The 14642-nt window shown below is 51.8% G+C and carries 16 protein-coding genes; 14 read left to right on the top strand and 2 right to left on the bottom strand.

Annotation, left to right across the window (positions count from 1 at the left end):
• The first annotated feature begins 49 nt into the window (after positions 1–49).
• From KGZ92_01270 to KGZ92_01255, 4 genes are all read left to right on the top strand, one after another.
• Positions 50–1882 (top strand): SpoIID/LytB domain-containing protein, encoded by a 1833-nt coding sequence (locus KGZ92_01270; protein ID MBS3887916.1) that lies wholly within the window; start codon positions 50–52, stop codon positions 1880–1882.
• 45 nt (positions 1883–1927) lie between these two features.
• Entirely contained in the window at positions 1928–2956 is a 1029-nt protein-coding gene (queA, locus tag KGZ92_01265) for a tRNA preQ1(34) S-adenosylmethionine ribosyltransferase-isomerase QueA (GenBank protein ID MBS3887915.1), read from the top strand.
• Positions 2957–2968: 12 nt separating this feature from the next.
• The gene (tgt, locus tag KGZ92_01260; GenBank protein MBS3887914.1) at positions 2969–4090 is read left to right on the top strand and encodes a tRNA guanosine(34) transglycosylase Tgt; all 1122 of its coding nucleotides are present in this window, start codon (positions 2969–2971) and stop codon (positions 4088–4090) included.
• A 192-nt stretch (positions 4091–4282) separates the two neighbouring features.
• A complete protein-coding gene (locus tag KGZ92_01255) occupies positions 4283–4720 on the top strand; it encodes a TIGR04086 family membrane protein (GenBank protein MBS3887913.1) in 438 nt (145 codons plus the stop codon).
• On the opposite strand, the gene KGZ92_01250 is transcribed toward KGZ92_01255, so the two are convergent.
• Both KGZ92_01250 and KGZ92_01245 read right to left on the bottom strand, forming a co-directional pair.
• Positions 4686–7766 carry a DNA polymerase III subunit alpha gene (locus tag KGZ92_01250; protein MBS3887912.1) on the bottom strand — a complete coding sequence of 1027 codons (3081 nt, stop codon included), beginning with the start codon at positions 7764–7766 and terminating at the stop codon, positions 4686–4688. The genes KGZ92_01255 and KGZ92_01250 overlap by 35 nt on opposite strands.
• Before the next feature lies 1 nt (position 7767).
• Positions 7768–8025, bottom strand: a complete 258-nt coding sequence (locus tag KGZ92_01245) for a hypothetical protein (GenBank protein ID MBS3887911.1) — start codon at positions 8023–8025, stop codon at positions 7768–7770.
• Between the two features lie 130 nt (positions 8026–8155).
• Between KGZ92_01245 and scfA the strand changes: the two genes are divergently transcribed.
• The 10 genes from scfA to KGZ92_01195 all read left to right on the top strand — a co-directional run bounded on the left by scfA (position 8156) and on the right by KGZ92_01195 (position 14602).
• A complete protein-coding gene (scfA, locus tag KGZ92_01240; protein ID MBS3887910.1) occupies positions 8156–8302 on the top strand; it encodes a six-cysteine ranthipeptide SCIFF in 147 nt (48 codons plus the stop codon).
• Position 8303: 1 nt separating this feature from the next.
• The gene (gene scfB / locus KGZ92_01235) at positions 8304–9647 is read left to right on the top strand and encodes a thioether cross-link-forming SCIFF peptide maturase (GenBank protein ID MBS3887909.1); all 1344 of its coding nucleotides are present in this window, start codon (positions 8304–8306) and stop codon (positions 9645–9647) included.
• Positions 9648–9744: 97 nt separating this feature from the next.
• Positions 9745–9978, top strand: coding sequence for an alpha/beta-type small acid-soluble spore protein (locus tag KGZ92_01230; GenBank protein ID MBS3887908.1), 234 nt, complete (start codon positions 9745–9747; stop codon positions 9976–9978).
• A 214-nt stretch (positions 9979–10192) separates the two neighbouring features.
• Positions 10193–10411 carry a DUF1659 domain-containing protein gene (locus tag KGZ92_01225; GenBank protein ID MBS3887907.1) on the top strand — a complete coding sequence of 73 codons (219 nt, stop codon included), beginning with the start codon at positions 10193–10195 and terminating at the stop codon, positions 10409–10411.
• Positions 10412–10463: 52 nt separating this feature from the next.
• Complete coding sequence (locus KGZ92_01220; protein ID MBS3887906.1) at positions 10464–10679, top strand: DUF2922 domain-containing protein; 216 nt, start codon at positions 10464–10466, stop codon at positions 10677–10679.
• Positions 10680–10726: 47 nt separating this feature from the next.
• Entirely contained in the window at positions 10727–11188 is a 462-nt protein-coding gene (locus tag KGZ92_01215) for a phage holin family protein (GenBank protein ID MBS3887905.1), read from the top strand.
• A gap of 359 nt (positions 11189–11547) precedes the next feature.
• Positions 11548–12330: a hypothetical protein gene (locus tag KGZ92_01210; protein ID MBS3887904.1), complete on the top strand. Its 783-nt coding sequence runs from the start codon at positions 11548–11550 to the stop codon at positions 12328–12330.
• Between the two features lie 77 nt (positions 12331–12407).
• Positions 12408–13064, top strand: a complete 657-nt coding sequence (locus tag KGZ92_01205; protein ID MBS3887903.1) for a hypothetical protein — start codon at positions 12408–12410, stop codon at positions 13062–13064.
• 30 nt (positions 13065–13094) lie between these two features.
• The gene (locus KGZ92_01200) at positions 13095–13910 is read left to right on the top strand and encodes a hypothetical protein (protein MBS3887902.1); all 816 of its coding nucleotides are present in this window, start codon (positions 13095–13097) and stop codon (positions 13908–13910) included.
• A gap of 53 nt (positions 13911–13963) precedes the next feature.
• Positions 13964–14602 carry a hypothetical protein gene (locus KGZ92_01195; GenBank protein ID MBS3887901.1) on the top strand — a complete coding sequence of 213 codons (639 nt, stop codon included), beginning with the start codon at positions 13964–13966 and terminating at the stop codon, positions 14600–14602.
• Positions 14603–14642 lie beyond the last annotated feature (40 nt).

Genomic DNA, 14642 nt, shown 5'->3' with positions numbered 1-14642 from the left:
GTAGTCGTCGAAATCAGCACTTACCTTGTGTGAAGGAGAGGGATGCACCATGTCGTTTCTTAACGCCAAGTCTCGCCTACTCATCATTGGCCTCATTGGCGCCCTGCTCTTGGGCCTGCCTCTCTGGTACGGTAGCCCCCTCTTTGCCGATGGGGGACCACTCTTGGCGAGTACATTTCGCATTGGTCTGCACAGTGGCAATTTAACTCTACCTGCCGCAACGCTACGCTACAGTGGGCAGGTGCGGTTCTTTATGGCCGATTTTCTCGAGAACACCGTTGAAATTATGGTCGACGACGCAGGCTCTTGGCGCATAGAACGCGAGGCCATTCGCCTACAAGTCGGGCCCTTTTCTACATTAGCTGAAGCCCAAACAACCCTGGGACGCTGGCCAGCAAGCTTGCAACCTAGCTTTGTGGTGCAAGAAGGCGCAGGGTTTTTGGCAGTGGGAGGACTATTTTTCACAGCTGCGCAGGCGAGTGAAGCCTTGCTATCCCTGCGGCAAGCCGGTATAGAGGGTAACGTGCGTGGAGCTATGTTCCTCGTCACTGATCATGCCTTTTCTACCCGTGCTGAAGCCGAGTTGCAGAGGGTCAGCCTCGTTGCTGCCGGTATTTCTACTACGCTTTTCTTCGACGGCACCTACCGCCTAGCCGCTGGCAGGGAGTTAGACTCCGTAGGGCTTAGCCGTCTGCGCGCGGAACTAGCCGTAGTTCTGCCTCTCTTTACTTTTAGCGAAGTCCCCACAGATTTTCGGCGCATTGAAGTGATTCGACAGGACGGCAGGCATTTGTTTACTTTTGCCAATCTTCCGCGTAGGGTTTTGCGCGCGGAGATCGTGCAGGGCCTAGATGTAGCCATGAGTATAGATGGGCGCCTGCACCGAGGTATTTTTGAGTTTGCCGTCAATAGTGCGCATCGCTTCTTAGTGGTCGGCATTATGGACGTTGACGATTATCTTAAGGGCGTTGTGCCGCGCGAGATGCCCGCCTCGTGGCCCCTCGAAGCACTAAAGGCGCAAGCCGTGGTGGCTAGGACCTATGCTTATGCCAATCGTAATCGTCATGGTGCGGACGGCTTTGATTTGTGTACCCTGAGCACTTGTTGTCAAGCCTATGGCGGGGTAGCCTGGGAACACGAAGCATCGAGCCGCGCGGTGGACGAGACGCGGGGAGTGATAATCTTAGCTAACGGTCGCCCAGCCGCCACCTTCTACCACTCAGACAGCGGCGGACATACCGAAAACGTAGAGAATGTGTGGGGCGGTACGCCGCAGAGTTTTCTGGTCGGGGTGCCCGATCCCTTTCCGGCGGCGGCAGGTAGCACACATACCACCTGGCATAATGAAATCACCCAAGAGACCATGCAGAGTATTGTGCGCCATAATAGGGGCGATGTGGGGACGATACTTTCGCTACATGTGGCGAGGCGCTACCAGTCTGGCCGGGTGGCAGAGCTCGTTATCAATGGGACTAGGGGCTCAGTCACTTACACGAGACAGCAGGCTCGCCTTTTTGACGGCAGTGCAGGGTTGTTTGCCTTACGTTCTACCATGTACAATGTAACAGCCACACTCCCGCAGTTGTTTGTTCACCAGGGCCAGTCGGTCGGTAGAGCGTCGTCGCTGCAAAACATGCATGTAGCCACGGCCGCGGGGCAGCAGGCTTTGCCAGCTAGAGAAACTTATGTTGTCCAAGGTGCTGCGGGCACTAGGAGCATCAATGCCGTACCCACCAGTTTTGTCTTTAGCGGCAGTGGTTGGGGACATGGTGTAGGCATGAGCCAGTGGGGCGCACGTGGCATGGCTACGGCTGGGCATACTTTCCGCGACATTTTGTTACATTACTACCGTGGGGTTGACCTTATCAACTTAGTCAACTAGTTTTTTTGCCGAAGTGGCGCGACCATGCAGTATGGAGGCGGTAATTTGCGAGTATCTGATTACGATTTTGAACTACCCGAGGAACTAATCGCGCAGCACCCCTTAGCAGAACGAACGGCTTCGCGTTTGCTCGTGCTCCATAAGAACAGCGGTGCCGTTGAGCACCGCCGTTTTCCTGATGTTTTAGAAATTTTAAACCCCGGCGACTGCCTCGTGCTCAATGATACGAGGGTGCTTCCGGCACGGCTCTTGGGGCGTAAGGTAGGGGGTGGGGCGGCGGTAGAGTTTGTCCTGCTTAAACCACTGGCGCATCATCTCGAATGGGAGGTGCTCGCTCGTCCTGGAAAGCGGTTGTCAAAAGGTACAGTGGTGCAATTTGGCGCTGGAGAATTGACGGCAGAAATCCTAGATGACACCGCAGCAGGTGGCAAGTCAGTGCGTTTTACTGTTGACGGGGATTTTTATGCCATGCTCGATAAACTTGGGCAGATGCCCTTACCTCCCTACATTAAAGAGCAACTGCTCGATAGGGAGAGGTATCAGACCGTCTATTCGCGACACTTAGGTTCGGCTGCTGCTCCGACGGCAGGCCTACACTTCACCGCGGAGCTACTCGACGAAGTTCGCGCTAGGGGGGTTAAGGTAGTCTTTCTTACCCTGCATATTGGCCTGGGTACTTTTCGCCCTGTGCAAGTGGACGACATTGCCGACCACAAGATGCACAGCGAGTATTTTGAAGTCTCGGCAGAGACCGCAGAGGTCATTACACAGACCAAGCAAGGCGGGGGCAGGGTAGTGTGCGTTGGCACAACCCCTATGCGCACGCTAGAATCCATTGGCACGGAAGATGGCCTAGTGGTGGCGAGTTCGGGGTGGACGGATATTTTCATTTACCCGGGCTTTAAGTTCAAAATTGTCGACGGGCTAATTACTAATTTTCACTTGCCGAAATCCACACTCATCATGTTGGTGGCGGCATTAGCCGGGCGAGAGAATGTGCTAGAGGCCTACCACGCGGCGATTCGCGAACGCTACCGATTTTTTTCTTTTGGCGATGCTATGTTGATAATTTAGGAGTGAAACCCCTTGGCCATTAAATTTACCCTACATAAAACTTGCGCACAGACTGGGGCTCGTCTTGGCACCTTGGAGACACCGCATGGTAGCTTCCCTACGCCTATTTTTATGCCTGTCGGAACTCAAGCCACAGTAAAGACGCTGACCCCGCAGCAAGTAGAAGGCATAGGCGCTAAGATTATTCTCAGCAATACCTACCATCTTTACTTACGCCCCGGCCATAAGTTAGTGGAGAAGGCAGGGGGCTTGCATAATTTTATGCAATGGCCAGGCAGTATTCTCACGGATAGCGGCGGCTACCAAGTTTTTTCGCTTAATGATCTGCGTAAGATCAGCGAAGACGGGGTGGAGTTTCGCTCCCATATCGATGGTTCGAAACACTTTTTGAGCCCCGAGAAAGTTATGGAAGTACAGAATGCCCTTGGCGCAGATATAATAATGTGTTTTGATGAATGTGCGCCCTATCCTGCCGAGCGGAGCTATGTGCTTCCGTCTTTAGAGCGTACCATTCGGTGGGCGAAACGCTGCCATGAAGCACACCACGACACCCACAGACAAGCTCTCTTTGGCATCATACAGGGCGGCATGTACCATGATCTGCGGGCGCGCAGCGTAGAGAAAATGCTAGAATTCGATTTTCCGGGCTACTCTATCGGCGGCCTAAGTGTGGGCGAGCCGAAACCTTTGATGTACGAAATTCTCGACAGCACTGTGCCCTTGCTGCCGCCTTTCAAGCCGCGTTACCTAATGGGTGTGGGTTCCCCAGATGCCTTGGTAGAGGGTGTCTTGCGCGGCATAGATATGTTTGACTGTGTTTTACCAACGCGCGTGGCGCGTAATGGTATGGCGCTCACTCGTTTTGGCAAAGTAGTGGTGCGCAACAACCCCTACGCGGAAGACTTTGCCCCTCTCGAAGAGGGCTGTGACTGCTACACTTGCCAGAAGTTTAGTCGCGCCTACCTGCGGCATCTCATCAAGGCGGACGAAGTGCTAGGCCTAGTGCTCGTCTCGCTGCACAACTTGCGTTTCCTGGTCAGGTTAATGGAACAGATGCGGCAAGCTATTAAAGAAGACAGAAGTGGCGACTTCGCCAAAGAAGTCCTCGAAGTACTAGGTAGCAATAAGAAATAAAAATTGTTTCGGCACTAGTGCAAAGAGGGTTTGGGGAAACGTTTTCAACCACAGAGATCACAGAGGCGTGGATCCTTTCGTCCAACCTCTAACTTCTAACCGTCCAACCTCCAACCTCTAACTTCTAACTTCTAGTTATACGGTGGTCCCCCAGCTAATAGTCTTTACAAAAGACAGATGGGGGGCTTTGTTATGGCGCGAGTAATGCCAGGGCGTAGAGCTGTGCGAGGGGCGGAGGCAGCAAAAACAGCATTTCAGGTAATGCCTATCCTCAAAGGCACGGGCGCAGCGATTCTTCTCTCGGTTGTTCTTTTTGGTGTCGTCAGTATTCTCTTCGCCTATACCGCCCTGCCCGAGCACTATATGTCGCTGGTTGCCACTCTTGCTGGGGTCTCTAGTGTGCTGTGGGGCGGCGGTTATGCAGCGCGTAAGAGCGGGCGCAGTGCCCTTTTGTACGGCAGTTTAGTGGGGTTAATGTACAGTGTGCTGGTGTTGGCGTTTGGCGCTATGGTCTTGGCGGAGCCCGTAGCCAGAGAAGTGTTGTGGCGCGTTGGCGGTGCCGTGGTCTGTGGAGGAGTGGGTGGTCTTCTCGCGCCTAAGGCAAGGGAGTCTTTGCGCCATCGCAGGTAACGACACTCCTTAAATCCAAGACTTTTTCGGCGTTGATGCTAACACTACGTCTGCCTGTACGCCGCACGGTGCCTTCGATGTAGAGCAGGGTCGCCTCTAAAGCGCAGGCGGCGTATTTTTGCTGGGCATGGGAAAACACGGCGACATCAATCAGGCCAGTGGGGTCTTCAATGGTGAGAAATATCACCCGCTGCTTACTCCGAGTAGGGGGTGTTTGCCTTGCCACGATAAAGCCGGCCACCTTGAGGCGTGCGCCATGCGTTTGTTTTAGCAGATCCGCACTGTAGGTTATATTTAGTTTGCGGTAGTAATCCTCATAGAGGCGCAAGGGATGCATGGTGTAGGTCAGACCGGTAATAGCTAGCTCTCCCCGCAAACGCTCTTTGAGGCTCGGGGGAGCCGAGCCATAGTCGCTGGCCTCCTCTTCAATCCAGAGAGAAAATTGGCCGCGGGTAGCTTTCTTTGTGGTAGCGAAAGAGTGCAAGATGGTGTTCGCCAAGCTACTGCGCGCGCCAAAACAGTCTAGTGCTCCGGCCTGAAGCAGGCTTTGCCATAGCTGCTCTGGGAAGGGGAGGCGTCTTAAGGCATCTGACAAGCTTTGCAGTTCTTGTGCGGTGCGGTTGTCCTCGAGCAGGGCGTAGTGGGCCGCTGTAAAAGAGGGGATGCACATCAGGCCGACACGTAGGGCACTACCTTCTACGGTAAAGTCATACTTGCTATGGCCAAGATCGAGAGGCAAAATAGCAATGCCAGAAAGGCGCGCTTCATTTAGGACAACGCGCGACGGGTAGAAACCCATCGGTTGGTTATTGAGCACCCCAGCGAGAAAATGGGCGGGGTAGTGCGCTTTAAGATAGGCAGTCTGGTAGGCGACCAGGCCGAAATTCGCGGCATGTCCCTTATTAAAGCCATATGCGGCAAAGGCCGCCAGCTGCTTAAACACCGTCTCCGCAACCTCGTTGGCAACGTGGCGTTCGCGGCATCCCGCCAAAAAGGCCGTCTGAATAGTCTCTAGCTCTTCTGGCGAGCAGTTCTTAGTCATGGCACGACGCAAAAGGTCGCCCTGACCGAGGCTAAAGCCGGCTAGTGCTGCCGCGACTTGTAGCACTTGCTCCTGATAGACAATGACCCCGTAAGTTTCGCCCAAGATGGGGCGCAAGCTTTCGTGGCTGTAGCTTACTTCCTCTTCCCCATGGCGCCGAGCTATAAAGGGTGAAATCATATCGGCCTGCATGGGGCCAGGGCGGAAAAGGGCGATATTGGCCACGACATCACTAAAAGTAGTTGGCTGTAGTCGCCCTAGGAGCTCGCGCATGCCAGGGCTCTCTAATTGAAAAACACCCACAGTGTGGGTCGACTGCAGTAGGGCGAAGGTCTTTGGGTCGTCTAAAGGAATTTCACTGGTGCTGATATGAACTTCAGCCCGAGCGAGAGAGTCCACGGCATACTGTATAGCCGAAAGCACTCTTAATCCCAAGAGGTCCATCTTAACAAGGCCGAGGGCCTCGATGTCATCCTTGTCGTATTGAGTGACAATAATGCCCTTAGCGCTCCATTCTAGGGGTACTAGGTCGGTAAGAGGTTCGCGGCTAATTACCACGCCCCCTAAGTGCACGCTTAAATGGCGCGGTACTCCCTCCAGTTCGGCACAAATCGCGAGTAGATCATCATAGCGTGGCCCCTTAGGAAAGGAGGATAGCTCTGGCAACTTCTCTATAGCCGCCTCCATGTTACTGGCCGCGGTGCGGGGCATAAAGGCGGCGAGATGGCTAATCTCAGAGCTAGAAAAGGAGAGGGCCTTAGCGACCTCACGCAGAGCACTGCGCGAACTATAGGTGTTGACTGTGCCCACCATGGCCACTTTGCTTTCGCTGTAACGGTGGTAGACATAGGCGAGCACTTCGTCGCGCCGCGCCGAATCGAAGTCTAGGTCAATATCGGGCATGCCGCGGCGCTCAGGGTTTAAAAACCTTTCAAAGATAAGGTTGTTGTCGACTGGGTCTGCCGCGGTTATGCCGAGTACATAGGCAACCAGCGAATCTCCCGCCGAACCCCGGCCAGAGCAGCGTATTTTTTCGCTGCGGGCGAAATTGACAATGTCCCACACCACGAGAAAGTACTCCACAAAACCTAGCTCGCGAATAACGCTGAGCTCGTAATCGAGACGGGAGAGCGGCGCAAGGTCTTTAGGGTAGAGCTGCCCTAGACCATCTAGGCAGAGCTCTTGCAAATACAAAAAGGCATCGCTTTTATCTGCTGGTAAAGGGAAGTAAGGAAAGCGATACGTCCCTAGCGGGAGCTCTAAGTTGCAGCGTGCGGCTACTTGGCTGCAGTTTTTTACAGCCTCGGGGTATTCCTTAAATAGAGAATCCATTTCGGTGGCACTCTTAAAATAGCGTTCGCTATTGGGATGTCGCGTCGACCCTAGATGCAGAGCGGTAACGTTCTCGCCCATGGCCGCTAAAATATCGCGACAACGGTGATCAGGGGGAGAAAGAAAGTGCACATTATTGGTGGCTACTAACGGCAACTCTAGTTCCTCTGCGAGATGAACAAGCTGGCGCAGGACGCGAGGGCTATCCTGTGTGAGGGGGTTCTCTAGCTCCACGTAGAGTCGGTCAGCGAAAATTTCTTTGAGATTAATCAGGCAGGCACGGGTAATTACTTGCCGCTGCGAGCAGGCGGTCAGGCAAATTAGATCCATACTGTGTTTTTCAACCATGGCGAGGGAGGCTTCCGTCTTCTTGCTAGGGTTTGAGAGGTGCATGGCTGTCACAAGGCGGCAAAGGTTGCCGTAGCCTTTGATATTCATCGCCAGTAAAACAAGGTGGTGTCCTGTGTCGAGGGTGATTTCGCACCCAATGATGGGTTTAACATCATGGCGCCGGCAAGCCTGGTAGAAACGAATAGCACCGGCTAGTGTGTTGTGGTCGGTGAGCGCTAGAGCCGACATTCCGAGCTCTTTGGCTCTTTGCGCTAGTCGTAGCGGGGAAGGGGTCGCGTCTTTAAAACTAAAATGCGAGTGAACATGCAGATGCACAAACATATTAATCAACGACCTTAAAGAGAAACCATTGCTTCTCTAGACACTCAAAATACAATTCGAAGACCCCTCGAGCATGGTTGTGGCTAGCCGCTACAAGGGAAAACTGGCGATCTTTGGCGTTTTTATGCCATAACCCGCTGCTCATGTTCCAAGATTGTAGGACTTGTTCGACGCGATAAAGTTTCTGTCGCCACACAAAGGCCTCTAGACGCGCCTCCTTGCCAAAGACACGAATTGGCTCGTTATATCGCTTGGACACAGCATTTCCCCCAAACAAGTGTTCGTATTTAAATTTATGATAGCACCTCCCAAGCCATTACGCAAGGCGTCTTCCCCCGCACCTATTATCGTGGTAGAATGAGTCGGATATCTAAAGGGGGGCTTTTGCAATGAATAAACACATCAAGACCCTAGTAAAAGGCAGCATCATAGCTACCGAAAAAAACACCGCCTGCAGGGAATGCCAAACTTCATGTCAATCTGCCTGCAAGACTTCTTGCACCGTTGGCAATCAGGTCTGCCAAAACAAGAACTAGCGTGCACGTATTTACTTTTCGCGGCACGACTTTAGTTTTAGACCCCATCACCGGCTCCCTGTTTGCCGTAGACGAGCTAGCAGGAGAGGTTATTAAAAGTTACGGCCAAGCTTCGCCAAGTGAAGTAAGGCAGAAACTCAGCGCTCGTTTTTCTCCCGCTGACATTGACGTAGCTCTTGAAGAAGTGAAAGCCCTTTGTGATGAAGGGCTTTTAAATGTCGCCCTGCCGCAAGAACCAGAGTTCGCCGAGGACAGCCCGCAGGTCAAAGCCTTGTGCCTGCATGTCGCCCACGACTGCAATTTGCGCTGTAAGTACTGCTTTGCCGCTACCGGCAACTTTGGCGGTGGACGCACTTTGATGGATGTAGAAACAGGCAAGGCGGCCATAGACTTTCTTTTGCGTTCGTCTGGTAGCCGCAAACATCTCGAGGTCGATTTTTTTGGTGGTGAACCACTGCTAAACTTTGCTGTCGTCAAAGAGATAGTTGCTTATGGCCGCAAAGAGGCAGAGAAAGAAAACAAAATTCTCCGTTTCACCCTGACGACGAACGGCACCTTGCTCGGGGAGGAGGAAACAAGTTTTCTCAATGAAAACCAAATGTCTGTGGTGCTGAGCCTAGACGGGCGGGCCGCAGTTAACGATTTCTTGCGCCCTTTTGCCGACGATGTCGGTAGTTACGCGTCAGTAAGCGAGGCTATCCTTAAATTCGTCGCTAGTCGTGGTGGAAAAAATTACTTTGTGCGCGGTACCTATACCGCTCACAATCTCGATTTTGCCAGGGACGTAGAGCATCTCTATGAGCTAGGGTTGCGGGAGATTTCACTTGAGCCGGTAGTGGGCGGAGCAGGTGAATCGTTCGCCTTAACTAGGGAACACGAGGAGGCTCTATGTCGGGAATACGATCGTTTGACAGATTTTTACCTAGAGAAACAAGAAAACGGGGACCCCTTTAATTTTTTTCATTTCAATGTGGCAACCTATAACGGGCCGTGCTTCGGCAAACGCATTATAGGTTGTGGTGCCGGGTGGGATTATGTGGCAATAACACCAGATGGTGATATTTACCCCTGCCATCAATTTGTGGGGAACGAGCCATTTAAATTGGGAACAGTGTTTGAGGGCTTGGTAAACCTAGACTTGCCGCGTGAACTCGCGCAAGTGAATGTTTACCGTAAACCAGACTGCCTGGCGTGCTGGGCTAAACTCTACTGCAGTGGCGGTTGCCATGCTTCTGCCTTCTATGCTCATGGCAACTTCCTCAAGCCCGACGCCTTAGCCTGCGTCTTGCAAAAAAAACGGATTGAATGCGCGCTAGGAATTAGCACCCTTAAAGCCACAAGGTAGAATCTGTAATTACTAATAATAGAAGAGCACCAATATTTTTAGCATCATCACTTCACGCTAAAGAGGGAACTCTATAGTTGAAAGGAGATGATGTCACGTGGCAAAAGGCAGCGCACAAATCGGTAAGAAAGTAGTGCCAGAAGCCCATAAGGCCCTCGACAATATGAAGTATGAAATCGCGGCAGAACTAGGGATCCCGGTTTACCAGGGTAGCGAAGACTACTGGGGACACATTCCCTCTCGCGACTGCGGCGCGGTCGGCGGTCACATGGTGCGCAGAATGATTGAAATGGCGGAACGGGCTTTAGTGAAGCAGCAGGGAACGTACTAGTTTACTTTTAAAGGGAGCCAAGCGGCTCCCTTTTTTATTCTGTTGAGGTGGTACTTTGTCGTTTATGGCGGCAAGAATTAGGGTTTCTAGGCCTTTTCGCGTTAGTTTACGCCCTAGTTTGGTCAAACTCCACCTTCGGCAAGTAGATCTTTACCTCGTACAATCTAGTCAGTGAGTCGGCCGACTTACAACAAGGGAAGGGAGGTGTAAACAAATGGCAATTCGTGAAAATCTACTCTCTCGCTTGCGCATCACCGTACAGGTAGGTCAAGACTTAGAAGGCGCGGCTATTCTGCGTCACCGGGCCTACAATCGTCTGCGCGATTCTGTCTCCGATACCGATGTAGCGGCCATAGCCGCTGTGCTAGCTAGTCTGCAGAAACATCCGGTGCTCTTTGTCCATCGCATTGACGAAGCTAGAGTAATTGGTTAGTAAGTGCAGGATTCACAACTAGTTGAGTAGTGAGGAAAGGAGGTCAAAAGTAATGAATAAGACTTTGCAAATGGTGTTTACCAATGCAGGCGGCCGGCCGGTTACCATTTCGGTGGTCGATCCGCGCGAAGACTTAACAGAGACTGAAGTGACTGCTGCGATGGACATGCTCATCGCCCGCAATGTTTTTGTGAGTGCGCAGGGCGCGTTGGTAGATAGAGTTGGCGCGCGAGTCGTCAGCCGCGGCGTTAGTACCATATTCGGTTAAGCCACGGAGGGGTGCGCGGCACCCCTCTTAGTTTTAGGAGGTGAAACATGCAGCTTTTCGAGAGTTTAAGAGAGACTTTGCGTCCGCCCACAATTAGGTTGCTCGGCCTAGTATGGTCCATCATCTACTACCTCGTGGAGCCAGACGCCGCCTTTCTTGCTGTGTGGATTGCCGTTATGCTCGACCTAGTTAGCAAGCTGGTGGCGATTTCGGCCCAAAAAGGTGGCTTCATGGTGGCGCTGACAGCGGGTGAAATTTCAAGCAAAAAAGCTTTTCGGGGTACTTTTATCAAGCTAGTGGCCTACTTTACGCTGGGTGTCCTCTGTGCGCAAGTAGAACATGTGGCGGGTACAGAAGTAGTTGCCGTCATGAGCAAGACCTTGGTCTACGGCTTCCTTTTTACCGTCGAAAGCATAAGCATTCTCGAAAACCTAGTTGCGGCGGGACTGCCTAATCTGGCACCTTTGCTAGCGCAACTTAGACGGGCAGCGCGGCGTGAGGCCGAGTAAGAAGGCGCGAAAGAACTTAGCCTTAATTGAGCTAGGTTCTTTCAATTCAGCAGAAATTTACGTCACTTACGGAGATGTAGTTGAGAAATAGAGCGTTAAAGCTATGTAAAATGAGAGCGGGGTAGTGTGCAGAAGGTAGCTTTAAGTGGCGGCATTTTTCTTTGGCCAAGCTGTCTGTTAATATGAGGGTGTCACAATTTGTCGAAATATGCGTTGAAGTGTGGCAAGTATCCTCAATAAATATTTTTACCCATGCTGCAGGAATATGCGATGCGCACGGCAAATAGTTATGCGTGAGGGGCTTAATTTTCCCTTGTCTAGGCAGGGGATTGATATATAAAAAATAGGGAGGTGAAAAAATGAAATTAGTCCCGGGTAATATTTTTGGTTTTTGGACGATGCTTTTTGTCTCTATCTGCATTCTGTTAATCGTAAAGTTGGCCAAGGATGGTAAGTTCGTAGTAAAACTCCGTCGCATCGCTGGTCTGGAGGCTATTGAAGAGGCTATCGGTCGTGCTACTGAAATGGGCAAGCCGGTGCACTTCTCCCCTGGAATTGCCGACGTCACTGGTGACACTGCCCCCCAAACCTTCGCCGCACTCGAGGTGCTCGGCTATGTAACAGGCCTTTCTGCCAAGTACAACGCAGAGCTCATCGTCAGTATCCGCATTCCTAACGTTTTTCCTCTCGCTCAGGAAGTTGTGCGTCAGGGATACATGGCTGCCGGAAAGACAGACCTTTTCAAAGAGGACACGGTGCGCTTTCTCTCTAGCGAGCAGTTTGCGTACATCGCCGGTGTACTAGGTATTTTCGCCCGTCAGCGCGTGGCTGCTAACTTGATGATCGGTGCCTTCTGGGCTGAATCTCTCTTGATGGCAGAAGGTGGTGCCCAAGTTGGTGCCATTCAGGTGGCTGGAACTGCGAATATGCATCAAATTCCCTTCTTTGTCGCCGCGTGTGACTACACCCTCATCGGAGAAGAAATTTACGCCGGTGGCGCCTACCTATCGCAAGATAAGGTCAGGCTGGGCAGTATTGCCTCTCAAGACTATATTAAGCTCGCCTTGATGGCTGTGATTTTTGTCGGTGCCGTCATGATGACCGCTGGTAACGATTGGCTGCGAGTACTACTCGTTAAGTAGTACTATAAGAGTTCTTCTTGTCAAGTAGTGTGAACTATGGTTACTAATAGATAATCCTCAAAAAGGAGGTGTAACAGTTGCGTAGAGAAATTCCACTTTTTATAACTTTCTTGGTGGGTGTAATCTTCTTGTTTGGTCCCATCACTACTGGTGATGTTCCGCTCGTGGGGATGCAGTTCCGTGAGATCGTCAGCGTTTACTTGAGCCCGTGGACGACTATCATTTCCGCGTTCGCCATTGGTCTAGCGTCGGTTAACCTGCTTCGTCTACACGGCAACTATGTAGCTCGCAAGCGTCCAGGCTGGATTAACAGCGCAGCTCTCGTTTTCTCAATGCTATTTTTCACTGTGGCTCGTACGATTCGCGAGCTCAGGCCCGCTGACCCAGACATAGTAGCTTTCTACAGCCGTATCTTCGACAATATCGCTGCTCCTCTTTCGGGTGCGATGTTCGCCATCCTAGCGTTCTACATTGCCTCAGCTTCCTACCGTGCCTTCCGCGCCCGTAGCTTAGAGGCGTCGGTGCTCTTGGTAGCAGCTATTGTGGTAATGTTGGGCGCAGCTCCTATCGGTGCTATTATTTGGGACTACTTTCCAAGCTTGCAACGCTGGCTCTTGGCAGTGCCCAACACAGCAGGTCAACGCGCTATTATTATCGGGGCGGCCATCGGCGGCTTTGCCACGAGCTTGCGCATCCTCTTCGGACTTGAACGCGGATATCTCGGTGGCGAGTAATCCATTCTTAGAGAAAGGAGGTGCCCTTAGATGAACTGGGCCAAACAATTACAGAATATCGACCGCAGAATTATTTACACTATCTTGATGATTGGCTTGATTGTTCCCCTCATCTGGCCGATAGGTATTCCGTTGTCGACGCAAGAGGTCACTCGTTCTATTTACAATATTATTGAAGACCTAGATCCGGCCACTGATGTAGTGCTGTTGTCGTTCGACTATTCTCCGGCGAGCGCTCCCGATCTGCATCCTGCGTCTGTCGCCCTTGTCGAGCATTTGACTGCGCGTGGTATTAGATGGGTTGCCGTATCTTTCTGGCCGGAAGGTCCACAGATGTCGGAAATGATTATGCGCGATTTAGAAGCACGCGGTCTAACGTATGGCGAAGATTTCATTGACCTCGGCTTTATGGCCGGTGGCGAGAACGCCATCATGTCCTTCGCTCAGGATTCTCGCGTTATTAAAACAGATGTGCGGGGCAACAACATTGATGCTCTCACCCTGATGGATGGCATAGTAGACATGAATGACTTCGCCTTCGTCATCGGTCTCTCTGCTGGCGACCCTGGCTACAATGCCTTCATTCGCCAAGCTGTCGACCCCATGGGCGTGAAGTTCGCCGCGGCTGTCGTTACCGTGAGTGTACCTGCCGCCATGCCTTTCGTATCCTCAGGGCAAATGAAGGGTCTTTTAGGAGGTCTGCGCGGTGCAGCCGAATACGAGCAGCTAACCGGCATTATCGGACAGGGTGCTGCCATGATGGATGCGCAGTCCATAGGGCACTTAATCATTGTCGCCTTTATCATTGTTGGTAACGTGGCCTACTTCTTTAGCAAGAAGAACTAGTTTAGATCAGAATCATTTAATAGATACCTCACCACTATAGAGGAGGTGAAACAGTGAATATTTCCATGAGTGTTTGGACTTGGGTAATGGCAGCATGCATGCTGGCTATATTCTCCTTCATCTACAAGGAGAACCCCATTTATCGCTTTGCAGAACACGTTTTCGTGGGCTCAACGGCTGGTCACGCTATTGGTACCGCTATCGGCAACATCCATCGCTTTGGCTATGTGCCGTTGACGACTAGGAACGAGTGGCACTTTATTGTTCCGTTCGTCCTAGGTCTGATGTTGTACGCGCGCTTTATCAAGGGCTATGCGTGGGTCAGCCGCTGGCCGATTGCCTACTTGGTGGGTAATGGTGTGGGATTATCGCTCTTTACATCGCTGAACTCGCAAGCTATTCTGCAAGCTAGGGCGACGATGATTGACATCATAGTGCACGATACGGCTGGTAACTTCTTGCTCAACAGGACATTTGATAATTTCCTCATCGTCTTTGGTGTCTTGGTGGTCCTGACCTACTTTGTCTTCTCCATACCTCAGAGTGGTCCAGTCAAGAGAATTTCGCAAGCTGGCCGTTGGGTGATGATGATTACCTTCGGGGTATCTTTCGGTAACGTTGTTGCCGGACGTATCTCGCTACTACTGGGTCAACTAACCACGTTGCTCAGTACCTGGCTAGGTATCATTTAGGAATCGTAGTGTAGCAGTAAGAAAGGCTGACTGGTGCCCT

The organism is Bacillota bacterium, from assembly GCA_018333655.1.
Classification (GTDB): domain Bacteria; phylum Bacillota; class UBA994; order UBA994; family UBA994; genus BS524.
This window is presented reverse-complemented; position numbering and strand designations above follow the sequence as displayed.